The sequence below is a fragment of the Candidatus Thiothrix sulfatifontis genome (genome assembly GCA_022828425.1).
Taxonomy (GTDB): domain Bacteria; phylum Pseudomonadota; class Gammaproteobacteria; order Thiotrichales; family Thiotrichaceae; genus Thiothrix; species Thiothrix sulfatifontis.
Genome location: CP094685.1, coordinates 136,782 through 161,923, shown reverse-complemented (window position 1 = coordinate 161,923; position 25,142 = coordinate 136,782). Strand labels below are relative to the sequence as shown.

Below are 25,142 nucleotides of genomic sequence, written 5' to 3'. Positions count from 1 at the left end.
GCTCTCATGCAGTCATTTAGGTTTTGAGATAAGGGGACAATTTATTCAGCAATTTTTGCCCGATTCCGGGGACACGCAACAGGTCATCGCAGGAAGAGAATAGTCCATGCACTTGACGGTCTGCAATGATTTTACGCGCACGTTTCTCGCCTAAATTGTCGATGGTTTGCAATTCTTCCAGCGTGGCTAGGTTGATATTGACTGCGGAGTCATCGCTGGGGGGGATTTCTGGCTGCTCAGGGACTTGATCGAGGACTTCATCAGGCACTTCTTCCAGTGCTGGCTCAGATATTTCTTCTGGCATTTCTTCGGGTATTTCATCAAGCACTGCTGCCGATGGCGCAGCAAGAGGGATAACGACGGTGATTTCCTCGAACACGGGCGCAGCGGGAGCGTTTTCCAGTGGGGGCAGAGTGCGGGGAAGTGGTGTTACGGTGCTAACGGGGCGGGGGGTATAAATACCCTCTTCCGCACTGCATTCACCCATACCAGTATCCAAATAGCTCTCACCCAAAAAGGCTGGGATTGAAGTTGCAACTTCCGCAACAACAGCGGCGTTAGCACGGGATAATTCCACCACTGCAACGCTGCTAGGGAGGTCGTTGGTTGTTGTCAAGCGTAGCGGTTGCTGGCTATAAGTGGCATTGGGTACGGTTTGTAGCGTACCCGTGCGCTCCATCGGGAGCGCGTATTGCTCATAGCCTTCGCGTTCCCACATCTCACCGTCCGCTGATGGGTTGTCGCTATCACCGAATTCCAGATGGCGCAACCGCCGTAAAATACGCGCATCCACTTTGCCCAATGCTTCCCAGTGATACAGCGGGATGACGGGTTGCGCAAAGCGTTCTGGGCAGAAATCCCACATCAGGTATTGTCCAATCCAATCGCGAATGTAAGGGAACGCTGCAAACGCGGTGGCGCATTCGAGAATGAAATACTCACCATTACTTTCCGCGATGTCACATGCCCAGTATTCCGCTTCGGCGGCACGGCTGGCGGCGACCGCTAAATCCAAGGCAACCTGCGGCACACCGCTGTAACTCATGTGACCGCCTTGACTGGTATTGGTAATCCATTGCCCTTCACCTGCCACGCGCCAAAACGCACAAACCGGCTGATGTCCAATCAACATCACCCGAATATCCGCCGTCAGCGGGATACAATCCTGAATATACATCGGCAAGTAACGCTTGCTACGAAACAACGCGATAGCTTCCGCTGCACTATCCACTTTGTGGACAAAGTAACCCCCGTAATTGGATGCCCCGTAACTGCGCTTGATAATTTTGGGGTAAACACAATCCGCTAAATACGCATAACCCTGCGCTTCATCGTAAAAAATCTCGGTATGCGGCACAGGCAAGTCATGCTGATGGCAAAACAAGGTCACATTTTCTTTGGATTTATTCGCAAATTGTGACTTGAGGGATGGCACAAAACGCACCTCCGGCAACGCCGCCTCAATCGCGCAAAACGTCTCGTAAGCGGTCGCCGGAATATTGCCAATCAGCACGTCAATGCCCTGCGCCCGCACTTGCTGAATGAAATCTTCCTTGGGGCTGTCCCAGTGATAGGTGACTATATCAATCGGTTCAGGCCAGCCTTTAAAATTGGATTGATCGAAGAAGCGCCAAACGTGTTGTAAGTAAATTAAGCCCAGCTTAGGCAGTTTGGTCATGCAAGCAGCTCTCCATCCAGTTTTTGGTCGATCAAAGCGACGATTAAATCCAGCTTCCGCTCATTGAAATCCAGCCCCATTTGCTCTTGTTCTGGTGTGGCAAAGGCGGGAATTCCATTAATTTCCAACACCACGTATTGTTCGTGTTCACGGTCGTAAATCAGGTCAACACCCGCAATATCCAGCCCCGCGACACGCGCAGCATAGCAAGCAAGGTCTATCACCGTATCGTTGGCTTCGCGCATAAACACCGTGCCGCCATTGGTCACATTGGTGCGCCATTCGCCAGCCGGAGCACGCCGCCCGTAGCAGCCGACAAATTGCCCATCCACCACATCAATGCGAAAATCGGTACCGTCATAGTCCACAAAGCGTTCCACGTAAATCGCTGGGTATTTGGCATCGCCACGTAACTGGCTAATCAGCGTATCCAAGGCTTCAGGGGTTTCCACCTTGACCAGACCACGCCCGCCCCAGCCATCCACGGGTTTATACACCAGCTTACCGCCCCAAAGGTGCAATACTTCGTGTAAAACCTCAGCATTTTCCAGTGGTGTCACGTAGAAATCGGTCACAGGCACGCTGCAATCATTCAACAATGCCTGCGTCATGAATTTGTCTTCGCTGAGCGTAAACGCCGCATAGTTATTGATAATCGGCAAGTAACCATCGAGTACGCTGTACATATACACTTGCTGCGCACTTTGCTGACCCGCGTTGTAGGTGAAAAATAGCGCGAGTTCCTGCATATTGGTGCCGTTGCAAAAAATGCCGTCGCGGTTAGCCGTGGCATGGCGCAAGTCCAACCCGGTCACGGTCTGGTAATCGTGTTGGCGCAATTTAGTGACCAATTTTTCCTGTAATGCAGCGCCGCCGCCATTCTGGTACATCCAGATGCCGACCATCCTGTTGTCCATGGTTATCTCCCTGTTTGCTTGGTGTTTAGTAAAGCCGTCCGTGCTGTTGGTGATAAGCCAAGGCACGGGCGCACAATTCAATGCGTTCATCGAAGCTGGTTTTGAGGGCGCGTTCGTCGAGAGTGTGGTCGCCGTCACCGAAAGGGCCGAAACCATCCAGTGTGGCGACACCTGCGGCGGCAACGAGGTTGGCGTCACTGACCCCACCGCGTGACTCGCTGGGTAAGGGTTTGCCGTGTAAGCGTTGCAGGGTTGCCAACAACTGTTGCTGGGTGTCATTCGGTGCCATCACATCACGCTGGAGACCGCCGCTGAGCATGGCTTCGGTGCCGTCTACCGTGGCGTGCTGCACAATAGCGTCAAGTTCCATCAGCAAGCGGTCGCGTTCATCCGGCGTGCGGTAGCGCATTTCAATCAGCAGCGACGCTTCTGGGGAAATGGTATTCGCCCCGATACCGCCGCTGATTTTGCCCACATTGACGGTGGTGCCGAGGCTGATATTGGTCAATGCGGTCAGTGCAATCAGCTTGTGAGCGGCTTCGAGGTTGGCATTGACACCCTCGCTGTAACGCAGCCCCGCATGAGCAGCCTTGCCTTTAATATCAATGCGGAATGTGCCGATGCCTTTACGCCCAACCACCACTTCCATGTTCGCGCCCGCCGCTTCAAACACCAGGCAAGCATGGTAGCGGGAGGCCAGTTCGGTGGTGAGGGCGCGCGAATCATCGCTGCCGGTTTCTTCGTCGGATACCAGCAGGAAATCGACATCGCGTAACGCGCCTTGGGCACTGATACGGCGTAAGGCTTCTAACGCAACCACCAAGCCGCCTTTCATGTCGCAAACGCCGGGGCCGTAGACCCAGGTGTCATCGGCGTGAAAGGTTTCAAAGCGACCCGGTGCGAAGACGGTATCGGCATGACCCAGTAGCAACAGTTTTTGACCGCCACCATCGGGAGTACAGTAATGGACGTGATCACCGATTTGTTGGCGCGGGTAGTGTTCGGCTTCAAAGCCCAGTGCCTCCAGCCATTCGGTGAAAAGGTCGCTGACTTGATCAACCCCGGTTTTGTTAAACGTATGGGAATTGATGCTGACCAGTTGCTGGAGAGGGTGCATCCAAGTGGTCGTTTGTGCGGCTTGATAACTCATGAAATGCCAACCTTTGTGCGTGAAGGGGGATAACAATGAGGTATAAGCTTAGGGACTTGATTAAATGATTGTATGAATTGTTGATGACGGTGTTTTCACGCTACCGAAGCAGAGGCATTGCTTCGGTAGCGCGAGGCGAACTACGGTTTTGCGACCCCTTTACTGCGGTCAGAGTAGGGCGAAAAGCTGGCACTGTTAAAGGCACGGATTTGATAACGGTATTCCGTTCCTGCCTGCAAGCCCGTGTCCGTAAAGGTCAGCACATTGGCACCCACCGAGGCGATTTCTGCAAAGCTGATACAACTAGTCCCGGTACACCGTTCGATCTTGAAGCCGGTTTCGGTCGTGTTGGTGTCTTTCCAATTCAACCGGATTTGCTTGCCTGCTAAAACGGTTGTGCTCAAGCCAGTGGGTTTGGTCAGGGCTTTCGCGGTTGTTTGCGCGTTCACAATGGCGGTGTAATTGGAGTACAGCGTACCGCTGAATGCCCGTACCCGATAACGGTAAACCGTACCGGCAGTCAGCCCCGTGTTGTTGAATGCCACCACGTTAGCGCCAGTGGATTTGATCATGGCGAAATTGGTACACGTTGCACCGGCACAGCGTTCGATCTTGAATCCCGCTTCGTTGCTGCTGTTGTCTTGCCACTTCAAATTGATTTGGGTGCCGGAAATCACCGTGGTCGTCAAATTACTCGGTGCCGTCAGTGCATTCGATGGCGGCGGCGGTGGGGGAGGTGGCGGTGTACTGTCGCAGGTACCCGCAACGCGGACAGGCTGAAACGCTTCGCGGAAACGGTAAAACTTCAAACCCTTGCCGTGAGCGTAGCGGATGATTTCTAACAAATCGGCTTTGGGAATACCCAATAAACCTTTGCCGAGGTCGGCGCCCGTTAAGATGCGATGCCCGTACAACGTAATGACTTCATCATTATTACTGGCACGATCCAAGGCGGCTTTAATTTCCGCCACGCTGTTGTCATAGCCGAAGTCGATGCCATCGCCAATCAAGTGCGGGCGGCTCGCGCCTAGTTTGTGGTAAATAGCGTCGGTGCTTTGCAGGGGTTTTGAGCGATCTTCCAGTGTGCCGCGTAAATACAGCAGGCTGTTCTTATCCTTGATGGTGTTGTCATACACGTTCAAGCCACTGCCATAAGGGTAAGAATAACTGGTGGGTGTGAATGAAACGTCTGAATTATTATCAAATGCTGAATTTGTCGTGGGATCGCCTCCCGCCATATTGCTTAGCGTTGGCTCTACTTCATCCGCGTAATATTGTGCGGCTTTGTCACAAGCCAAGGCGTAAGGTGCTTGTCCAGCATCGAGGTGATTAACACTGTGTGAAGCAATTTCATGGCCTGCATTTTCAAGTTGTTTGAGTTTGACATAATGGCTGTCGCTCCCCATTTTCCCTTGGTTGAAACCTTTGATGTTGCTGCCCCAATGGGCGACGAAAAAGGTGGCGTGTAAATCAATCCCATTGAGTTCGGGTGGTCGAGTGGCTGGGTTCACAAAAAAATCATGCCATTGGTCAACAAACCAATCGTCAAAGGTAAGTACCACCCCGCCTGCGAATAATTGAGCAGGCATAAGGGTCAACAACACTAACAAACCCGCAAGTCTGTTTAAAAAACGCCGCATATCATGTCTCCGTCTTGCAACAGCCCTTGTGTATCCCCAGAGATTTAAACGAAGTCACGATAATCATTAGGCATATTTTTAATAAAAGGCACGTGACTGCTGATAAATTAAATCAACCTCATGAACGTAGTTCAGCTTGTTGATAAATTCAAGGCGATGGCTAAAAGTTGATTACCTTGGCGCGTGTTCCGCTTCACATTAACCTAGCTGTAATTGTTATTCTGGAAACGGCGTGTCAACATCTTTGGCTATCCAAACCAACTGTTAGCGGTGAATACCATGGGCATGACTTACTGGCTGAATGTGCGCGACGGCGACATGATCGAAAGCGAAGAAAACGACTTGTCGATTACTTGTAAACTGACGGATACGCTGGACAAAGTTTGTCTGGAGCTTGGCGTGCAAGCCGTCAGCGAATTTGTTGACGGCACCGAAATGAATCTGGAATACGAAGATGAATTTGACGTGCCTGACGATGATGACGAACTTTATGCAGAAGGCACGCGCCCTTACCCGCTGGACGAAATGCGCTGGTGCACGGCTAACAGCGGGCTTGAAACCTTTCGCGCTTTGCAAACCCGCTTGAGCGAAGCGTCTGCAAGCTTTGAGCTTGATTCCGACGATGGCGATATGTTGGCGGCGGAATTGGATGAAATCATTGAGTTACTGGAAGAAGCCGCCGCTCAAGGCCGCAGCTTCCATCTGGAAATGTTGGGATAAGACAGCGTGGCTATTGGCTGCGCTTTGCGAATGTTGCATCCCATTGGCTGACTTCTTTGGAGCGGTCTTTGTGGATGCTGTATTGCTCCAGAATGTCAGCATGTTCACTCGCCGCGAGTTGGCGGTCAATCGCGACTTCATAACCGGCGTAATCTTCCAAAATCACAAACGGGTCGGTGGTGGCGCGTAAGCGTTGATAGAATTCTTCAAAAGTATTGAAACGTTCACCGTTGAGTTTTTCGACACCCAGTGATGGCAGGTCATGAAAACCTAAATTGCCGGACGCTGCCAGCACTTGGGTGACGCTGACATCATCGACTTTCTGTTTGTCCTTGCGCTCGTCGTAGTCTTCACGGGTTTGGCAGGCGTCATAAGTTTCCGTGGCGACAAACACAAAGCCGCCGTAAATCACGTAGCGTGGTTCTTTGTCGTAGGTGTAAGTGCTTTTGTCAGCTTTATCCAGCAGCACTTGAACCTGTTGCGGTTTGCCTTCGCGCACAATGTCAAGGTCAAGCGTGTCGCCGATTTGGTGCAAATCGAGGTAATGCCGGAAATTGATGGTTTTACGCGCGGTCAATGCCGCCATGCCGTCATCGTCGATCTTTTTGCCGTCAATGTGGGTAATGACATCGTTTTCTTTCAAGACTTTTTCGGCAGCAGTGTTGGCGCACACTTTGCTGATTAAGACGCCACTTTGATCGTCTTTGAGTTGGTATTTTTGCTTCAGGCTGGGGCTGAGCAGGTTTTGTGTTTCCACTGAAAACGCGGGGAAACCGTCGTATTTGCCGTCAGCGATGTCAGCTAAAAAGCGGTTGATCATCACGGTGGGAATAATGTAGCCGATGTTCTCCGCGCTTTCATCAGACTTTTGCATCACCATGCCCGCCACTTTGTCGTTAATAATCGCCGGGCCGCCGCTGTTACCGGGGTTAATGGCGGCGTCAATTTGAATGGTTTGGTAAGCGAGGCCGCTGTGTACATACGGCATGTATTCGATGCGTGACACAATGCCGCGTGTGGTGCTGAGTGTGTCACCGCCAATCGGGAAGCCATGCACCATGATTTCTTGGTGAATGTCGGGCAGTTCGCCCAAGGCGAGCGGCTTGCTTTTGGCAAAAAAGCTTTCGTCTTTGACTTTGAGCACGGCAATGTCCATTTCGTGTGACACGAATTCGACGGTGGCTTGGTAGCGTTTGGGGGTGCCATCGCGTTGGATTTCAACGAAAATGTGATCAGCCACCACGTGCGCATTGGTCAGAATGCGGTTATCGGCAATGATAAAACCAGAGCCGCTAGACGCTAGGCTGTCGGCATTCCAAGGTGAGTAGCTGGTTTGCGATTTGCTGGTCACGTAAATTTTAAGGATGGAATTTTCCAGCGTGTCCTTAGCAACGGCTTCATCCGCCAACGTAGGCAGGGGAAGCAGCAGCAATAAGCAGGTTAGCCAGTAAAAACGGGTCAGGCGGAGGGTGCGAAACAATGTTGGCATAGGTGTGGCTCAAGCAGGCAAATAAACATTATACAATTGTAGTGTAAAATCGACATCAATGGCGATTTTACATGCCAAAATAAACGATTTTGGGGCTTGCTATCAGACTTCGCACGGGTCATTCTTGATTTATTACCCCTGTTAGGACAAAACAATGACTCCACACGCTATGAACGAAGCCGAAGCGCTGTTAGTAAAAGCCTTAGCGGGCGAATTGGAGGGCGATACTTTTATTCAGCAATTGCTGGAAGTCACGCTCTTTATGCCGATTTACGAAAAGCACCAGATTGGCGGTTTGCAGCCGACGAGCGGCGATCAAGCCGTGCCGTTGACCTTGGATGATGATGCGGGCAATAAAGTATTGATTCTATTCACTAGCCCAGAGCGTGCTAAAACGTTTGTACGCGATTTTCCCGGTTACGGCGGCGGTTTGCTGGCAGAATTCAAGTGGATTATTGAAAAAGTCGGGGTGGGTTACGGCATTGCGATCAACCCCGACCATGAGGAACTGGGGATTGATCTGGAAGTAGGGATGTTGCAAAACCTACACTAAATATTGCGACCAGTCGTGATAGTCCGTGCCGAATACGAAGAAATGCGGGTTCAGCAGGGATTCTTTGGTGTTGTAACGCATGGGCTGCATGTCGGTGCGGGTGAAATGCCCACCGGCTTCTTCCACAATAATTTGTGCAGCGGCGGTGTCCCATTCTGAGGTTAAGCCGAGGCGCGGGTAAATATCGGCTGTGCCTTCGGCAACCAAACACGCTTTGAGGATGCTGCCCAGCACGGCGTAGTCGTGTTCGCCAATGCGTGCGAGGAATTGCGGCATGATTGGGTCACGGTGCGATTTGCTGCCCATGACTTTGAGCGGCTTGCCAGTGGCGCGGGTGCTGATCGGGAAAGTTTCCCCGTTGACTTGCTTGAATGCGCCGCCGCCTTGGTGGGCAAACCACGTTTCGTTCAGCGCGGGGGCGTGAACGACGCCGAGGATCGGCTGGTTGTTGTGTACCAGTGCAATCAGGGTACTGAATTCACCGTTGCGTTTGACGAATTCGCGCGTGCCATCTAGCGGGTCAACCAGCCAGTAGGTTTGCCATTGGCTACGTTCGCTGAAGGGCAGGCTGGCAGATTCTTCGGAAAGTACCGGGTATTGCGGGGTGAGTGCAGTCAAGGCATCGACAATGTGATGGTGTGAGGCCATATCTGCCGCCGTCAGTGGGGAATCGTCGGCTTTGTGTTCCACCGCGAAGTCTGGCGAATTATAGACCGCCATGATTTTGTCGCCTGCTTCTTGAGCAATGCGCACGGTGGCGTGGAGGAGGTTAGGCAAGTCCATGAGAATCTCTGTTGATGTGTTTTGCGTTCCGAGGCTATCATGTTCAGACAGTTTTAAGCAAAAGTTGTCATGTTAAAAGTTGCGTCATTTTTCGCGGGCATCGGTGGTTTTGATCTTGGCATGGAACGCGCCGGAATGCAGGTGGTGGTTCAGTGCGAAGTGAATACCTTTTGCCAGCAAGTGTTAAAAAAGCATTGGCCGGATGTGCCACTATTCAGCGATATTAATCAGATGACGGCTGACGATATTCCGGCAGATACCGAAGTATGGTGCGGCGGTTTCCCTTGTCAGGATTTATCGCTGGCCAATCAAGGCAAACGTAAAGGATTAGAAGGTGAACGCAGTGGATTATTCTTTCAATATGCAGCACTCATTGCCGCTCGCAAACCCCGTTGGGTCATTATCGAAAACGTCCCCGGTCTGCTTAACAGCCATGAAGGCAAAGATTTCCGGGTTCTCCTCGAAAAGCTGGATGAACTCGGGTACGGCGTTTCGTGGCGAGTATTCGATGCAAAATATTTTGGAACACCCCAACGCCGTCGCCGTGTCTACCTTGTCGCAAGTCTTGGCAACCTCCGCTCCGCTGAAGTACTTTTTGAACGAGGGCCACTTGCAATCGCTGCTCGTGCGGGCATCGGTCAGAAAGAAACCGTTGCCGGAGAATTTGGAAACAGCGATCAGGAAACAGATTGCTACGCTATCCAGCACGCGGGTATTGGCAGAAAACCCAGCGCAGGCCCCCAAGCCAAAGGCTACCGCAACGATGGCGAATCCTACACCCTCGATAGCCGGGGAAGTGCCGATGCTGTCTGTCAGGCGCTTGATGCCTTCGGAGTGCGAGACACTTCAGGGATTTCCAGCGGGGTGGACAGCAATAGATACCGTGCCGTAGGCAACGCGGTGTGTGTGCATGTGGTTGAATGGATCGGACGGCGCTTGCTGGCGGTGGATGCCGACTGGCAAGCCTCACTCCAAGGTGATGTAGGGTTCAGCAAACAGGCTATTGCAGGGTGAGCCTTGGTTGGTGATGGCTTGCACAAACGAGCTGTAGTTGGTGAAAAGTGAGCGTTCCACGTCAATTTTTAAAGCTAAAGAATGTGGGGCGCAGTCGAGGCGTTGGGTTTCGCTGGGGTCTTCGATGAAGGTCAGTAATGCGAGTGTCCAATTGCTTTGGCGCAAATCCCTGAATTGTATGGTTTCGCGTAGGCGTGGCATCAGGTAACGCTCAATCATTGAGCCAATGCAGAATACCATTTTACCGCCCGTCATCATGGCGACATTGCCTTTGACTAAAAACTGTTCTTGCTGTCTACGCCATGCGTTGGTCACGAGTGGGGCGGTTTTTTTGACGGGTTGAGTCAGTATTTCAATAGTCGGTGAGGGCAGTTTTTCCCACTGGTCAATGTGACGGGTTAACTCGCCGGTTGCGGTCGTTTCCCCGCCACCCTGCATTTCCAAAATGACTGGACGATCCGGCGCGGTAAGTGTGGTGGTGTTAGGATTGCGTCGCCACATGACGTAATCCGCTGAGTAGCTGCTGTCTTCGGTGACGGGGATAGCCGTTTCGCGTTTAACCAATATGTCTGGTCTGATGATGTCCGGTGTGAAAATAGTTTGAGCGACTGAGTGCAGGATGGTCTTTTGGTGTTCGTTTAACGGCTGGTCTTTGGGGGAAGTCGCGCACAGGCGATGCGAGCAAACAATCCAGAGTTCACGAGTGTCGGCATCCCAAACAGAGCAAACGGGTTTGTTGCCGCGTGCTGCTTTGTCGCAGTGGGCATTCCTGAACGGGCAAGGAATTTTTGCGCGTGAGCTAACGTTAACGGGGATGATGGGTAAACCCGTGTCGGTTCTGACACCCAGATATTCTGCAACAATAACGGTCATAGCCCTTTCCGTGAGGTTATTTTATTCGACTAATTATTGCACTAACGTTGGTGTTTTCCTAGCCAATCCTGCGCCAAATACAGCGCGAGCAAGCTGCGCCCTTCGGTGAAATCATCCTGCAACAGCAAGTCGGCAGCGTCGGACAATTTCCACGGCACAACTTCCAGCGGCTCAGGTTCGTCGCCTTCGGCATGTTGTGGGTAGAGGTCGCGGGCAAGAATCAGGTGGGTGTTGTGTTGCATATAGCTGGGGGAGAGGCTGACGCGCCGCAATACGTGCAACTCACGTGCGCCGTAGCCGACTTCTTCCATGATTTCGCGGTTGGCAGCGTCGAGGACATCTTCGCCGCGTTCCACTTTGCCTTTGGGGAAGCCGAGTTCGTAGCGTCCCGTTCCGGCAGAATATTCGCGGATCAGCAGCAGGGTGTCGTCATCCAGCAGCGGTACGATGAGCACTGCGCCACTGCCACGGTTGGCAAGGCGCTCGTAGGTGCGGCGTTCACCGTTGCTGAATTCCAAGTGGAGTTCTTCCACATGGAACAAGCGGCTGCTGGTGACGGGGTGGATGGCGTGTATCGTGGGTGGTTTTTGCATCCCGCGATTCTAACCTACCACGCCTGACTTATCACCTTGTCGCCGTGCAGGTAATGGATGAATTCGCCGATCATCACCGAACGGTCATTTGGCCATTGGTAGCTGGAGTAGCTGTACGGGTCGGCGGCTGATGCCGTTTCGCTGACGATGGGCGCAAGTGCTTGCATCGTGCCGGTTTGGGTGTTGATGTTGAGGCGGTACAGCTCATCCTGTGTCCAGCGGTAATCTTCGCGCTCATGCAGACTGACAGGCAGGGCGACTTGCAAATTGTTGCCTTGTTGCAAGCTGGTGAAAGCATGGTGCGTTTGCGAAACCGCTGTATCCGTTCCGGTTTTGCCGATAATGATTTTCTGCTTTTCGTAAGGATGACTGGGATCGGTGAGGTCAATCAACGACAATTTTACCCCGCCATCTTTGCCAATGCCGAGCAGGTAATTGTCACCGATGGGGTGGAGGTAATCCGAAAAGCCGTCAATTTCCAGTTCACTAATAATGTAGGGATCAGCCGGTTTGCTTAAATCTAAGACATACAACGGATCGGTGCGGCGGAATGTGACCAAATACGCTTTGTCGCCCAAAAAACGGGTGGCGTAGATTTGTTCACCCGGTTTGCCTAAAGGCGCGGGATGGGTGGCGTTAGGCAGTTTGGCGAGAATATCCAGCGATTGCGTCGCGGTATTTTCTTGCATGGTGTAGAGCCGGGCGGGGGAAGCACTGTTAGATAACTCATCGCCGGTATAGGTCAGCAGGCGCAGCACGCCGTTGTGTTCGCTCAGGCGGAACGGTTTTAAATCTTGTTGCCAGCCGAGATGCCCATCCACACGCCCAGAACCACGGTAGTTAATGCCACCCGCCAGTGAGAATTTGTGCAGATCGGTGGTAATGGTTGGCGGGTAATAAGCAATGCTGGTACTAACCGCTGCATCGTTACCGTTTCCCGTGGTGACAGGTGCATTGTCGGGGTAGTTGTAACTGGTGGTTGCCAGATAAATCGCATCGGTGGAGGCGTACAACGTTTCGGTATCACCCGCGAAACACTTGCCTTGCGGGGTCGGTGTGGCGCTGTTCATGTCAATCGCCAATAGGCTGACGATGCTGGTTTGGTAGCTTTTCTTGTCGGTGTATTGCGTCATGAAGCAATCATCGCCGCTGAAAATTTCGTTTTTGTTGCCGCCATTGAGTTGGTAATCGGGCAGGAAATCGGCAAGCGTGGCGTTGTTGATGAGCGTGCGGTTAGCGGCGGCTTCCGCTTCGGTGGTCGGGTATTGCACCAAATTGGGCAGTGTGGGGCTGTGGCGGGTGGCGACGTACAACGTCGAACCTATGCGGCGGCTGCTAATGACTTGCCCCTCCACCGTGAGTTTGGCGGTTTGGCTGGGACTTTCAGGGTTGGTAACGTCTAACAGGTAAAGCTGGGTTTGTTGGTTTTGCCAGTAGCTGGGAATAAACCAACGATCCCAAATACTGTACATTTGCTGTTCTTCGGCGAGAGCCACCAGTTTTGCACCATCAAGGTACAGACCACTCAAGCGGGTATTGGTGTCATTCCCCACTGGTAGGTCTTTCACCAGCGTGTTACTGGCGTCATTTGCTTTGAAAATGCGCACATTGGGTTGGTCGGTTGCGGTGGTGTAGAGGTATGTGCCGTCGGTTTTGATGCGGTCGGCTTCGTCGACATTGGTTTCTTGGGTGTTGGTGCTGGAAACGCTTTTGCCGGTGTCGGCAACGGCGGCTGGTGCGCTTGTTGTCGTTGCCATGACGGGCATAATGCACACGTCACCTTTGCACGGGTATATTTCAGGGCGCACCGTGCCGTAGATTTCGAGCATTTGTTGTTTGATCAACGTTTCGAGTTCGGTGTTGTTAGCCGCTTGTTTCAACGCCGGTTTATTGGCGCTGGTGCTGGGTGTGGTCGTATTTGTACTCGTGCTGGTGTTGGTGTTGTTCGTGCTGACGGCAGTGCTAGAACTGCCCCCGCCACACGCGCTGAGTAGTAACGCGATGGCAATGCTCAAAGCAAACTGATGCAGATTTTTCATAATGCCCTCCGGTATGATGCGATTTTTAGTGGTAGGTGGAAGCCCATAAAATGAATTATAGCGCAATCAATTTAGACTGGCATGAGATTAACACCGTGTTTTTAGACATGGATGGCACGTTGTTGGATTTGCATTTCGACAACCATTTTTGGTTGGAACATTTGCCGGTGCGTTTAGCCGAACAGCGCGGTGCTACGCCGGATGAAATTCGTGCTTATTTGCACGCGCGTTACACCGAAATGGAAGGCACCTTGGATTGGTATTGCCTTGATTTTTGGCAGAATCATCTGGGCACAGACGTGGTGGCGCTGAAACACGAAATCGCAGATCGAATTGCGATTCGGGCGCACGTTGAACGCTTTCTCGAATCGCTGCATGAACGCGGGAAACGGGTAGTATTACTCACCAATGCGCACCAAAAAAGTGTGAGCTTGAAATTTGGCTATGTGGCATTGGCGCACTATTTTGATCACATTATTACGTCGCATTCCTTGGGTTTGCCGAAAGAGCATCCCGATTTTTGGCAAAAATTGAGTACGGTGGAAGTGTTTGATCCGGCACATTCCTTATTCATTGATGACAATTTGCACGTATTACGCGCGGCACAAGCGCACGGGGTGAAGTATTTGCTGGCAATCCATCAGCCGGATTCGCAGCAGCCGCCAAAAGATACCGCTGAATTTACGGCGGTGGCGTGTTACACGCAGTTGCTGGGCACTTAACATCATTTTTCCTGACACGGGCAATCCGTCGGTTGTTTGGCGGCATACTTGGTTTCGTACCACCAAAATCCCAGCCTTATCAACGCCATCAGGGTTAATAACCCCAGGAGCCACAGCCATAAGTGCGGCAAAAATTCCAAAAAGAGCAAAACAAATACCAGCAACACCGCCAAGGGTGCGGGGTCACAGCCAAACAAGCGTCCGCGTTTCGCAGGCTGTTGATCGTGCTGGCAACAAGGCGGTTTGGCGGGTGTCATTTCGTCATCCCTACGTACAAGGTGGCTAACTTTTCCGGTAATCGACTGACTTGATCCAAAATCAGGTAATGCTTGTGTCCGAAAATCCGCGACACATAATCATCGGCATAGGGGTCAAGCGTGAGGCAAAACGTTTGGATACCCTGACGTGCCAAAGCTTCCACCGCTTTTTTGGTGTCTTGGCGTAAGTATTGCGGGTCACGCACGTCGTTATCGGCGGGTTCACCATCGGTGAGCAGCAAAATCAGCTTTTTCTGGCTGGAACGCCGTGCCAGCAACGATCCGGCATGGCGCAACGCTGCTCCCATGCGGGTGGACAGTTGCCCACTCATTGCCGCCAGCCGTCCTTTTACGGTGTCGTTATACGGCGCGTCAAAGTCCTTGAAGCGGTAATATTCCACGTCATGCCGCCCGTTGGAATCGAAGCCGTGGATGGCAAACGGGTCGCCGATTTTCACCAAGGCTTCTGCCAACAACGCGGTGGCCTCGCGTGCCATATCCAGTACGGTTTTGCCTTCGGGGGAATCGCGCACCGGATCGTTAGTCGATTCGGACAAATCCACCAGCAATAACACCGATAAGTCACGGATTTGCAAACGGGTACGGATATTGATACGCGGGTCGGGCTGCTTGCCACGGCGGATGTCGACCATGGCTTGCACTGCGGCATTCAAATCCAACGTATCGCCGTCTTCAACACGCCGTTGGCGGATTAAACCTTGTGGCTGGATGGATTCGATTAAATGCTTAATGCGTTTCACCAGCGGTTTGTGGGCTTCAATTGCTGCCTCCACTAGCGCGGGGTCGCCGGTTTTGGGGCGTTTTTCCAGTAATGTTACCCAGTTGGGGCGTTCTAACTGGCTTTGGTAATCCCATTCGGGGTAATGAATCGGCGAGGAGACCGGCGCTTTGCCTTCTTTGGCATTGAGGGTAGTACCGTCGTCTTCGTAAAATTCGGTGGGCAATACCCAAATTTCTTGCGCATCGTCTCCCGCGTATTCCACATCCAGCCCCATCACCATTTCCATGACGCTGACGTATTTGCGCACTTGCATCGCCTGCCCCGGTAACAGGATGTGATCGGCGTTGGTCTCTGGGGCCTGCCACAAATAGCGGTTATCATCGCGGTAAGGGTTATTGAGAGCATCCTGACGCGCTTGGTAATGCCAGCCGAGGCTTTCGGCTTGGCGGGCGAGTTCCAAACCGATGCCTTGCGCCATGCGAGGCGATTCCAGTTGTGCTTGTGCATTCGCAAATAAAGCGCTGGCGGCTTCTACTAACGGGTGATCATCACCGTTGTAGTGGTCATCCAACAACGCCCGTGCCATGCGCCCCAACACACTCGCGATGCTATTGTCTTGCGTGACGGTGGGCAGTAAATTTTTCCACAAACCCAGCAAACCGGGGAATTGGCGAATCGCCAGTGCTTCGACCCGTGCATCTTCCACCAGCCCGATCAAGGCTTGTTGCAAGGGGGTAAAGCTGTCTGCTTGCGGGTCATAATGTGAGTACACCTGATGGGCGGCGGCGTGCGCGGCAGCGGCGCGATACACATCCATGCCATTGGCTTTCTCGCCGTTGGTTTGAATGAAATCGTCAAAAGCATCCGGCAAATGGATAAACCCGGCTTCGATATACGGGCGATACCCTTCGCGGGTTTCAAAATCACCGGAAGTGGGGCGCAGGAAAAAATCCCGCCCCCACAAGGCGCGTAAATACATAATCAAGCGGCGCTGCACATCGACAAACAAGACCCCGCGCTGTTCTTTTTTGAGTACGGTCAGCGCGGTATCATTTTCCAGCCCAAAATACGCGGTTTGTCCGCTGAAATCGTTACGATACGCCGATACTCCCCACATTGCCCACCGCCGTAAGCCGCCCAAGGTGAGGTGCGTCAGCAATACATCGAGTTTGTCCAGCAAGGGGCGTAAGGCACGCGGTGCTTGTGCCAGCAAATGATTCAGCAGGCTGAGGTAGCCGTTGAACAGTTCCAGTTCCCCTAAACGGGTAGCGGCAGTGGGCGCAGTGGCAAACAGCAATGCCAAGGTGCTGGCACTGGTTTTGGAATACATTTGAATGGCGGCAGACAGCAATTCCGCCACCGCTTGTTCGCCGAGTTCTTTGGCAACCATCGGTGCCGCTTCGAGGAAAGACTCCACCAAATCGGTGCCACGCCCCAGCGATTTTAAGCCTGCTGCCCCGCGCAAATAGGTATCCAGACCACGCGGAGAAAACACCCGGACAGCGTCGTGCCAGTTAGCTTCCAGCACCCCATTGGCGCTTGCACCCAAATCATCCAGAATGTCTTGATAATCGCTGAGTTGTATCGCCATCGGTGTTCTCCTCGTTGCTAGGTGGGGCTTATGTCACCCCTCAGTGGCTGGTCAGTGCATCGGCATCGGCGGCAAAACGGTATTCGGTTTCCCCCAACGTATCCGCGTCGGCGGCAATGCTGACAGTTACCTGATGGCGGGTAAAATTCAGATCGGGGTAATAGCCGGTGCGCTCCGACAATGCCGCCAGATCATCCAAAAACTGGCGGGTTTGGGCGTAATCGGTGAAATCGTAACGGCGATTCATCGCGGCGGGGCGTTGTTGGATGCGCCAAGCGCTGCTGGGTTGTGTGGTCATGCTGCTGCTCCTGGATTGAACCCCCTCTTGGCAGAGGGGGAAACGGGGGATTTACTCCGATTTAGGCAAAATGGTTTCCACTTCCGAATGGACACGGGCAATAATGTGTGCCGCCACTAAGCCATCACCGACACGTTCACAAGCATCCGCTCCGGCACGCACAGCGGCATTCACCGCCCCGGTTTCACCACGCACCAGTACGGTGACATAACCGCCGCCAACAAATTGGCGACCAATCAGTTTGACTTCTGCGGCTTTGGTCATGGCATCGGCGGCTTCGATAGCCGGAACCAGACCGCGTGTTTCAATCATGCCAAGGGCAATGCCGGTGACTTGTGCCATGTTTATTCTCCTCATAAAGTCCTAAAAATGAATGGCGCTAACCATTAACCAATCACTGCGTTATCCACGGGTTGACCGGGTTTGGGCAAAATGCTTTCCACCTCAGAGTGAACGCGGGCAATAATGTGTGCTGCCACCAAACCGTCACCGACGCGCTCACAAGCGTCAGCACCGGCACGCACAGCGGCATTCACCGCGCCGGTTTCACCGCGTACCAGTACCGTGACGTAACCTCCCCCCACAAACTGGCGACCCACCAAGCGGACTTCTGCCGCCTTGGTCATCGCGTCAGCCGCTTCAATCGCCGGTACTAAACCGCGTGTTTCAATCATGCCCAAGGCAATACCTGTTACTTCAGCCATAGCTATGCTCCTTAGTCAGTGTTTATTCCCAATAATCAATAATTCCGGCGATGGTCAGATCGGTGAGTATCTTGGGGTCACGCAAGGCATAACGCGCTGCTGAACCACTCACCGTAAAAACCCATGCACCGGGTGGTGCGCCCACCGGGTCACACGCCACGTTCAACCCGCCCTTGCTGTCAACCAATACCCGCAAGGGCAAATCCTGCAAATCGGGTACGCGCCGCGTGGCAACCAATTTCGACTGTACCCGCATGATTTCCATGTCACGCTGCTCCCTTGCCAGTGTCATCCGCTTCGGCACGCCAGCGGTCGATAATGCCGACAATCGTCAGGTCGGATGGATACTCCTTACTGCCTGCGGCTTCCCGCGCGGCGGAAGACCCCACGCAAATCACCCAATCACCGGGCATACAGCCAATCGCATCCACCGCGACTTGACGTGCGCCCCCTGCTTTTTCCTGTACCACCAGCAAGGCTTTGTGCCCCAGTTCGGCTAAGCGGTTGGTGGAAACCAGTGTCTTTTCAACCCGCATGATTTTCATACCGCCGCCTCCACGACTTCGATGGGGCTGCCGGTGGGGAGGTCTTGCACCGACAATTGGCACAGCAACAACCCCTTTGCCACCAGATCGGGGTAACGCTGGCGAATAGCCGCTGCTACCCGGTGCGCTTTCACCACCGTGCGTTCGCGAGCACCCGGCACCTTGGCATCGTAGCGGTAGTGAATTGCCACCGGCACAGGCAAACCGTGTTGCACATTCAAGCCCTTGAAGATCTTGAGTCCGACATCCATATCCGCGACGCCTTCTTCCAGCGTGTGCAAGTGCGCGTAATACGCCACATTGCGGATTTGTACTTCCTCGAAACCGTCACCCACGTTGATGTAGCGTTCCGCGTGACCAATGTCGGCGTATTGCCCAGCGTGTAAATCCACCACGTAGTCGATTTGCGACAAATTATTTATCAGCAAATTGGCAATCAAGCGGCGCATACCTTCGTGGGGTTCGCCTTTGCCTTCGCCCCAGCCGTGTTTATGCACGGCGGTATCAATCGCGTCATACACCGCTAAGCGGGCAGCATCGGCTGACAAATGCAGCGTGGCGCGGTACAGCGCGGTGTTATCCACAAACCGCTGTGGGGATAATTGCCCGCTGCCATCGGGAATGTGTACCCGAATCGCATCGGTGTCGGTATCGACCCCAATCAGCAAAATATCTGTGCTGGCACCACAACAGAACGAATTCTCAATGGCTTGGCGGAACTGGTTTAGGCGATCCAGTGCCGCTGCCACAGCTTGATGATCGTTACTGCCGTGGGCAGCACATCCCTCATGGCAGGGGGAGCTTGAACTGGTGTGGTAAACCGCAATTTTCAGGTAACGTGTCCCGGCATCTGCCCTGGTCGGTACACCTTCCCGAAAGCGGCGCAACTCGGTGGCTACCCAGTGACGCACATCGGTTTCCACATCAAATAACGCACCGGCATACGCCTTGCGTCGGGTAAACGAAGTCAGCGGCAGGCGCAAAATGTAGCGCATCAACCCTTTAAGGCGACCATCCGCACAGGGGCTGATGTCCACCGCGTGAAACCCACCATCGAGGAAGAAATTGCGGGTGTCTTGCACCGCTTCTACCTGCTGGCGTAAATCATTGGCAAATTGTTCAGTCGCCAGTTGCAATGCCTGAAACGTGCAATAGGCATACAAGGCTTTGATGTCTACCCCGCTGACCCAAGCGCTATTCAGGATGCGCTCTGGTAAACGATACCCCAGTTGTTGCAATGCTACCGCTTGCGCTTGTTCAGCAAAGTCTGTGCCGCAGGGCAAACCGGCAAGGGTTTGCAAGGCCGGGGTAATGGCGTCGAAACGCCCTTTAACCGTTTCTTCGCAATGCGCCAGCCGTGCATTGGTGTGCTGGTCTGCCAGTGGGTGGCGGTGGCTATCAACCGAACGATCAACTGCTACTAGCGAACGCGATAAGCGTGACACGCTGGCGCTTTCCGTTGTGGCGGTACTGCCAACCACTTCCTGTTGCCGTACCGCCCGCTTTGGAGAGGAAACGGCAGTAACACGCTGGCGAGCGTTGCGTAAAGCTTGTTGGGCTTGACGGCTATTCATCGTTTAGCTCCCTTTAGCCTCTTGCCCCGCCGGAGACGGTAATCAGCGCACCTTTGCCACTGTTACCGCTGCTGCCGGTCACTTTGGCAAGCGGTGGGGCTTCGGGGCGTTCCAATGCTTTATTGGCGTGGGCATTGACCATTGCCATGCTGCGGGGTGTGCCGCGCAGGGTGGGGTTGCGTCCGTTTGCCCATTGCCCTTCCGTGCCGGTCATGCGTCCGCTGCGTCCCCAATCGTCGCCGGTAATGCGCGTCCCGCCGTCACGCCCATCGCCGGTAATGCGCGACACTGGGCTAGAGACTTCCCCGGCATCGACTGTCGGCGGTGTCGGTGGAGCCGGTTCTGGCATAGTGGCTGGGTGTTGGTAACGGAATTCCGGTGTACCAGAAACCAAGCGGGCAGCCATATTGCCGGGGCCGGTAATGCGGCGTAAGCCATCATCCGCGTTGCCAGTAATTCGCCGTGTCACCGCCGGTGCTGGTGTGGGGGCGCTGAACGTCTGGTTGGCGCTTGGGCTAGTCATTTGCGCTTGTTTTAGCGCAGCGACAGCGGCATCCGCACAGCCGTGACACATGACCGGCGGGGGAGGCAACATGCCCCGCACTTGTGCAACCGCCACTTTTACCTGATGTTCAGCCGCGCATTCATCACAGCAGAAGCCGTTTGCGTCATGCGGGTGCGCGTGTTCGTGCAACGCTGGCATCGGTTCTGGCTCGGGTACAATGATCGGCTCCGGTGCGGCTTGTAGGGCATGGCGCATGGCTAATGCTCGCATGGGGTAAGCCTTCGGTGCGGCATTGCGTTGGGCAACTTTGCTGTCACCGTATTGCGAACCTGTGACTTTTCCGGTGGTCGTGGCTTCATTGCCGGTGACTTTTTCGGTGCGGTTCACCAGATTGCCGGTAATGCGTTGCCCATTGCGGCTGCTGTCTTCGCCGACTTTGGCAGAACGTGCGGGCGCTTGCGTCTTGCAAATGGATTTGAATTGCTCACTGGAAACGTATTCGGTACCCGTTACCGGGCGGCAACTGCCGTGTTCATCGCCGGTGACATTGATGGCACGTCCTACTTCGGTACCCGTAACAGAACGCCCAGCAATCGTATGCGTTAGCGCCACTTTTTGCGGGCCGTTGATGGTCATGCGGGATGCGCCCGCATCAGCGTACTGTGACCCCGTAATGCTAAGGCTTGCGCCTGATTGATTGCCGGTAACGGGTTGCAAGCGTGCTTCGTCCACCCCCGTGACGGTGATCTTTTTGCGTTCTGTGGTGCCAGCCACGACTTTGGGGGCGCGGGTGGTCAAGCCTTTGTTCTCACAGAAATCCGCGAATTGTTCCAAGCCCAAGTATTCGGTGCCGGTGACAGGGCGGCAACTGCCCTGCTCGTCTCCCGTGACGCGTTGGGAACGCCCCATTTCTGTGCCGGAAACCGCTAAGCCGCCACTGGTGACAGTGACCCCTACTTTGGGTTTGTTTGGTTCGGGGCGCGTGCCGCACAGGGTGTCGAAATGATCCGTGCCGAGGTATTCCGTCCCCGTCACTGCCCGACACGCGCCGCTTTCGCCCCCCGTGATGGCGGCTTGGCTGACATGGCTTACTGGTGTGCCGGTCACGGTGCTGCCCGATAAAGTAGCATCGATTTCGACTTTGGGGGGGACACGCGCAGGGCGGATACGTCCGCTGGGGCGCGGGGCTTCAACCACGTCGCCCCGTCCATTTCGCGCCATGACATTGCGCCGTTGGCGGGCAGCATCGCGCCCTTGCAAACCTTGATTGCTGCGTGGATTGCGCCCGCTAGGGCGGCTGGCAGTACCGGGTTTGCGGGGCGCGGCAGCTTTGCCTTGGGAGGCCAGTTGCTGGCGGCGATTGCGGCACAAGGCGCGTACATTGTTGCTGCTTGCGCCCAAGGCTTGGGAGTCGGTTTCAACCAAATCACACAAGGCATCCAGCGTTTCTTCGGTCACGGTATCGTTACCAAACAAGCGGGTCAGGCTGTCTGTTAGCGCGGTACTGCTTGGGTAAGCGGTACTCGCTGGGGTAACGGGCAGCGCGGGTTTCGGGCGTTGCGCTCGTGGTGCGGTAGCACTGCGCTGGGAAGCGGCTCGCCGTCGGGCGGCGGCAGCGTCGCGGGCTTTTGCTGCGCTGGTTGCAAGTTGTGCAGGCATGGTATCTCCCTCCCTTAATGACGTTTAGCCGCGATGAACCACAAAGGCCGTGCCTTGGCTTTGGGTGTAATTGTCGTAACCGATCAGGCGGATGTGATGGTGCGGATATTCACGGTGGCACGCTTCGATTTCTGCCAAAATCCGGTCAACGCTTTGCTCACCGAACATCGGTAACTTCCACATGAACCAGTAATAAGCGGCAGATCGCGCGGGTTCAACGTGTTCAATCGCTGGATTCCAGCCTTGCGCCACAATGTATTGAATTTGTTGGCGCGTCTGCTCGGCGGTCAAGGTCGGCAGGTAAGAAAACGTCTCGTATTTGACGTGTTGTTTGTAGTCTTGCGAATCAGGCATGGTGACAACTCCTAAGTAGTACGGTGCTTAGCGGTTCTGAACATCGAGCTTGTCGACGGTATCGAACTCGAACTTGATTTCTTTCCAGGTTTCCATGGCAATTTTGAGTTCAGGGCTGGACTTGGCAGCATTCACCAGAATTTCTTTGCCTTGCTTTTCCAAATCAACACCCCGGTTACGCGCTTCGACACAGGCTTCGAGTGCTACCCGGTTAGCGGCAGCACCGGCGGCATTGCCCCACGGATGCCCTAACGTACCGCCACCGAATTGCAGCACGGAATCGTCACCAAAGATGTTCACCAGCGCAGGCATGTGCCATACGTGAATACCGCCAGAGGCCACCGCCAATACGCCCGGCATGGAACCCCAGTCTTGGTCAAAGAAAATGCCGCGTGAACGGTCTTCCGGTATATACGATTCGCGCAGCAAGTCGATCCAGCCCAGGGTGGCAGCGCGGTCGCCTTCCAATTTACCCACGACCGTACCCGTGTGCAGGTGATCGCCACCGGAGAGACGCAAGGCTTTTGCCAATACACGGAAGTGGATGCCGTGATGCGGGTTGCGGTCGAGTACGGCGTGCATCGCCCGGTGAACATGCAATAACATGCCGTTCTTACGGCACCAACGTGCCAGCCCGGTATTGGCAGTAAAACCACCCGTGAGGAAGTCGTGCATAATAATCGGCGTGCCGAGTTCTTTGGCGAAAGCGGCGCGTTCATACATTTCTTCGGGGGAAGGGGCGGTGACATTCAGGTAATGACCTTTGCGTTCGCCGCTTTGGGCTTCGGCGGTTTCAATCGCATCCTGTACGAACAGGAAACGGTCACGCCAGCGCATAAACGGTTGCGAATTGATGTTTTCGTCGTCTTTGGTGAAGTCCAAACCGCCGCGTAAACATTCGTATACCGCCCGACCGTAGTTTTTTGCCGATAACCCCAGTTTTGGTTTAATGGTGCACCCCAACATTGGGCGACCGTATTTATTCATGCGGTCACGTTCGACCTGAATACCGCTGGGTGGGCCATTACAGGTTTTGACGTAATGCAGTGAAAAGCGCACATCTTCCAGACGCAATGCCCGGATTGCCTTGAAGCCGAAGACGTTCCCCACCAAGGAGGTGAAGACGTTGACGACCGAACCTTCCTCAAATAAATCAATCGGGTAGGCAATGAAAGCGTAGAAACAGGCGTCATCACCGGGGACGTCTTCAATCGCGTAAGCACGTCCACGGTAGTAATCCATATCGGTCAACAAGTCCGTCCACACGGTTGTCCAAGTGCCGGTGGAAGATTCAGCCGCTACCGCAGCGGCGGCTTCTTCACGATCAACGCCCGGTTGCGGGGTGATTTTAAAGCACGCCAGAATGTCGGAATCCAGCGGGATGTAATCCGGTTGCCAATAGGTTTGCCGGTACTCTTTGACCCCGGCCTCGTATTTCTTTGCCATCATCTTCTCCTTGCAGAAGTCGCGTTAGGGAATCTTGCTCTGGCAGTCAGCTACGCCAGATGTGAGCGACTATAAGCAAGCAAAATGATGAACTGAAGTTAATTATAAATATAATTTGCATAAACAATAGTAAATATAAATGCTGTGCATAAACCCTAGTAAATTGTTTTTAAGGGTTTTCCCTAAGTTAGGTTAATGATTGCCACACGCAAACTAGGTTAATTGTCAGCGCTAAAAACATTTACTAGAGTTAATTCCAACGTGTTTGCGGGATATTTTGTATGAATTTACGCCACATTACTTTGCATCAATTGCGCTTGTTTCACAGTGTGGGTAAGCATTTGTCATTCACCCGTGCTGCCGAAGAATTACACCTCACGCAACCGGCTGTTTCCATCCAAATCAAACGCTTAGAGGACAGCGTGGGAATGCCTTTGATGGAACACATGGGTAAGCGCGTGTTTATGACCGACGCCGGGCGTGAATTGTTTGAAGCCTGCCGTGACGTACTGGAACGCTTGCGGGTGCTGAATGAAGACATGATCGGCATGGAAGAGGGCGTGAAAGGCCCGTTGAATGTCTCCGCGATCACCACGGCTAAGTACTTTATGCCGCATTTGTTGGGGGTGTTTTTACGGGATTACCCTAGAGTGGAGCCACGCCTGACAATTACCAATCAAGCCAAAATCATCCGCCGCCTAGAAGACAATCTCGATGATTTGGTGATTATGGGAACCATGCCCGATAGCTTGACGATCGCATTAGAGGCTGAATATTTCCTCGATAACCCCCTAGTGGTGGTCGCGCCACCCGATCACCCCTTGGTTGGGCGGCGCAATATTACGCTGGAACGCATTGCCCAAGAACGTTTTATTTCGCGGGAACAGGGGTCTGGCACTCGCGCCGCTCGGATCAAACTGTTTGCGGATCACGGGGTAGAGGTCAACACCTACATGGAACTCGGCAGTGGCGAGGCGATTAAACAGGCGGTTATGGCGGGCTTGGGCATTTCCGTGCTGTCCACCCACAATTTGCGCTTGGAATTGGATGCAGGGTTGCTGGCGGTGTTGGACGTGCAACACTTCCCGCTCATGCGCCAATGGTACGCGGTGCACTTGAAAGGCAAAAAACTTTCCAACACCTCCAAGCGTTTCTTAGACTTTTTGCTGCAAGACGGGGCGCGAATCTGGCATGACATTAATGCCAACCGTTTGGCTTTGCCGCACCGCCCTGAATTGCCGCTGGTTTCCTCCCCTTATTCACCGGCTATCGCGGTAGTCAACTGAGAAAACCCCT

Annotated in this window: 25 protein-coding genes; 5 read left to right on the top strand and 20 right to left on the bottom strand. The window is 53.7% G+C overall.

Going from position 1 to position 25,142, the window contains the following annotated elements:
- Positions 1-16 precede the first annotated feature (16 nt).
- The 4 genes from L3K52_00870 to L3K52_00855 form a co-directional block, all read right to left on the bottom strand.
- On the bottom strand, positions 17-1,678 hold the full coding sequence (locus L3K52_00870) for a helix-hairpin-helix domain-containing protein (GenBank protein ID UOG92302.1): 1,662 nt from the start codon (positions 1,676-1,678) through the stop codon (positions 17-19).
- Positions 1,675-2,595 carry an ATP-grasp domain-containing protein gene (locus L3K52_00865; protein ID UOG92301.1) on the bottom strand — a complete coding sequence of 307 codons (921 nt, stop codon included), beginning with the start codon at positions 2,593-2,595 and terminating at the stop codon, positions 1,675-1,677. Before L3K52_00865 ends, L3K52_00870 begins: the two co-directional genes overlap by 4 nt.
- Before the next feature lie 25 nt (positions 2,596-2,620).
- A complete protein-coding gene (locus tag L3K52_00860) occupies positions 2,621-3,745 on the bottom strand; it encodes a M20 family metallopeptidase (GenBank protein ID UOG92300.1) in 1,125 nt (374 codons plus the stop codon).
- Between the two features lie 140 nt (positions 3,746-3,885).
- Complete coding sequence (locus L3K52_00855) at positions 3,886-5,385, bottom strand: hypothetical protein (GenBank protein UOG92299.1); 1,500 nt, start codon at positions 5,383-5,385, stop codon at positions 3,886-3,888.
- A 279-nt stretch (positions 5,386-5,664) separates the two neighbouring features.
- On the opposite strand from L3K52_00855, the gene L3K52_00850 reads away from it, so the two are divergent.
- Entirely contained in the window at positions 5,665-6,105 is a 441-nt protein-coding gene (locus L3K52_00850; protein UOG92298.1) for a hypothetical protein, read from the top strand.
- A 10-nt stretch (positions 6,106-6,115) separates the two neighbouring features.
- On the opposite strand, the gene L3K52_00845 is transcribed toward L3K52_00850, so the two are convergent.
- On the bottom strand, positions 6,116-7,594 hold the full coding sequence (locus L3K52_00845; GenBank protein UOG92297.1) for a trypsin-like peptidase domain-containing protein: 1,479 nt from the start codon (positions 7,592-7,594) through the stop codon (positions 6,116-6,118).
- 154 nt (positions 7,595-7,748) lie between these two features.
- On the opposite strand from L3K52_00845, the gene L3K52_00840 reads away from it, so the two are divergent.
- A complete protein-coding gene (locus tag L3K52_00840) occupies positions 7,749-8,147 on the top strand; it encodes an SseB family protein (protein UOG92296.1) in 399 nt (132 codons plus the stop codon).
- Here L3K52_00840 and cysQ read toward each other — a convergent pair.
- The gene (gene cysQ, locus L3K52_00835; GenBank protein ID UOG92295.1) at positions 8,139-8,930 is read right to left on the bottom strand and encodes a 3'(2'),5'-bisphosphate nucleotidase CysQ; all 792 of its coding nucleotides are present in this window, start codon (positions 8,928-8,930) and stop codon (positions 8,139-8,141) included. The two genes, L3K52_00840 and cysQ, sit on opposite strands and share 9 nt — an antisense overlap.
- 69 nt (positions 8,931-8,999) lie before the next feature.
- On the opposite strand from cysQ, the gene dcm reads away from it, so the two are divergent.
- Positions 9,000-9,944: a DNA (cytosine-5-)-methyltransferase gene (gene dcm / locus L3K52_00830; GenBank protein UOG92294.1), complete on the top strand. Its 945-nt coding sequence runs from the start codon at positions 9,000-9,002 to the stop codon at positions 9,942-9,944.
- Here dcm and L3K52_00825 read toward each other — a convergent pair.
- From L3K52_00825 to L3K52_00815, 3 genes are read right to left on the bottom strand one after another with little or no spacing between them, the layout of a single operon-like run.
- On the bottom strand, positions 9,897-10,817 hold the full coding sequence (locus L3K52_00825) for a hypothetical protein (protein ID UOG92293.1): 921 nt from the start codon (positions 10,815-10,817) through the stop codon (positions 9,897-9,899). The genes dcm and L3K52_00825 overlap by 48 nt on opposite strands.
- Before the next feature lie 41 nt (positions 10,818-10,858).
- Positions 10,859-11,410, bottom strand: a complete 552-nt coding sequence (gene nudE / locus L3K52_00820) for an ADP compounds hydrolase NudE (GenBank protein ID UOG92292.1) — start codon at positions 11,408-11,410, stop codon at positions 10,859-10,861.
- 14 nt (positions 11,411-11,424) lie between these two features.
- Positions 11,425-13,449 (bottom strand): beta-propeller domain-containing protein, encoded by a 2,025-nt coding sequence (locus L3K52_00815; protein UOG92291.1) that lies wholly within the window; start codon positions 13,447-13,449, stop codon positions 11,425-11,427.
- Positions 13,450-13,499: 50 nt separating this feature from the next.
- Between L3K52_00815 and yrfG the strand changes: the two genes are divergently transcribed.
- Positions 13,500-14,171 carry a GMP/IMP nucleotidase gene (yrfG, locus tag L3K52_00810; GenBank protein UOG92290.1) on the top strand — a complete coding sequence of 224 codons (672 nt, stop codon included), beginning with the start codon at positions 13,500-13,502 and terminating at the stop codon, positions 14,169-14,171.
- A 2-nt stretch (positions 14,172-14,173) separates the two neighbouring features.
- Here the strand turns inward: yrfG and L3K52_00805 are convergent, their stop codons facing one another.
- The 11 genes from L3K52_00805 to L3K52_00755 are packed head-to-tail and all read right to left on the bottom strand — an operon-like array spanning position 14,174 to position 23,846.
- Entirely contained in the window at positions 14,174-14,428 is a 255-nt protein-coding gene (locus L3K52_00805) for a hypothetical protein (GenBank protein ID UOG92289.1), read from the bottom strand.
- Entirely contained in the window at positions 14,425-16,761 is a 2,337-nt protein-coding gene (locus tag L3K52_00800) for a VWA domain-containing protein (protein UOG92288.1), read from the bottom strand. The genes L3K52_00805 and L3K52_00800 overlap by 4 nt, the downstream gene beginning before the upstream one ends.
- 40 nt (positions 16,762-16,801) lie before the next feature.
- On the bottom strand, positions 16,802-17,059 hold the full coding sequence (locus L3K52_00795) for a 4a-hydroxytetrahydrobiopterin dehydratase (GenBank protein UOG92287.1): 258 nt from the start codon (positions 17,057-17,059) through the stop codon (positions 16,802-16,804).
- Positions 17,060-17,110: 51 nt separating this feature from the next.
- On the bottom strand, positions 17,111-17,401 hold the full coding sequence (locus L3K52_00790; protein UOG92286.1) for a BMC domain-containing protein: 291 nt from the start codon (positions 17,399-17,401) through the stop codon (positions 17,111-17,113).
- A gap of 44 nt (positions 17,402-17,445) precedes the next feature.
- Positions 17,446-17,763 (bottom strand): BMC domain-containing protein, encoded by a 318-nt coding sequence (locus tag L3K52_00785; GenBank protein UOG92285.1) that lies wholly within the window; start codon positions 17,761-17,763, stop codon positions 17,446-17,448.
- A gap of 22 nt (positions 17,764-17,785) precedes the next feature.
- Positions 17,786-18,028, bottom strand: a complete 243-nt coding sequence (locus L3K52_00780) for a carboxysome peptide B (GenBank protein ID UOG92284.1) — start codon at positions 18,026-18,028, stop codon at positions 17,786-17,788.
- A gap of 1 nt (position 18,029) precedes the next feature.
- Positions 18,030-18,308 carry a carboxysome peptide A gene (locus tag L3K52_00775; GenBank protein ID UOG92283.1) on the bottom strand — a complete coding sequence of 93 codons (279 nt, stop codon included), beginning with the start codon at positions 18,306-18,308 and terminating at the stop codon, positions 18,030-18,032.
- Positions 18,305-19,882 (bottom strand): carboxysome shell carbonic anhydrase, encoded by a 1,578-nt coding sequence (locus tag L3K52_00770; GenBank protein ID UOG92282.1) that lies wholly within the window; start codon positions 19,880-19,882, stop codon positions 18,305-18,307. Before L3K52_00770 ends, L3K52_00775 begins: the two co-directional genes overlap by 4 nt.
- Positions 19,883-19,895: 13 nt before the next feature.
- Complete coding sequence (locus L3K52_00765) at positions 19,896-22,046, bottom strand: CsoS2 family carboxysome shell protein (GenBank protein UOG92281.1); 2,151 nt, start codon at positions 22,044-22,046, stop codon at positions 19,896-19,898.
- A 24-nt stretch (positions 22,047-22,070) separates the two neighbouring features.
- Positions 22,071-22,400 (bottom strand): ribulose bisphosphate carboxylase small subunit, encoded by a 330-nt coding sequence (locus L3K52_00760; protein ID UOG92280.1) that lies wholly within the window; start codon positions 22,398-22,400, stop codon positions 22,071-22,073.
- Between the two features lie 27 nt (positions 22,401-22,427).
- On the bottom strand, positions 22,428-23,846 hold the full coding sequence (locus L3K52_00755; GenBank protein UOG92279.1) for a form I ribulose bisphosphate carboxylase large subunit: 1,419 nt from the start codon (positions 23,844-23,846) through the stop codon (positions 22,428-22,430).
- 281 nt (positions 23,847-24,127) lie between these two features.
- Between L3K52_00755 and L3K52_00750 the strand changes: the two genes are divergently transcribed.
- On the top strand, positions 24,128-25,132 hold the full coding sequence (locus tag L3K52_00750) for a LysR substrate-binding domain-containing protein (GenBank protein UOG92278.1): 1,005 nt from the start codon (positions 24,128-24,130) through the stop codon (positions 25,130-25,132).
- Positions 25,133-25,142 lie beyond the last annotated feature (10 nt).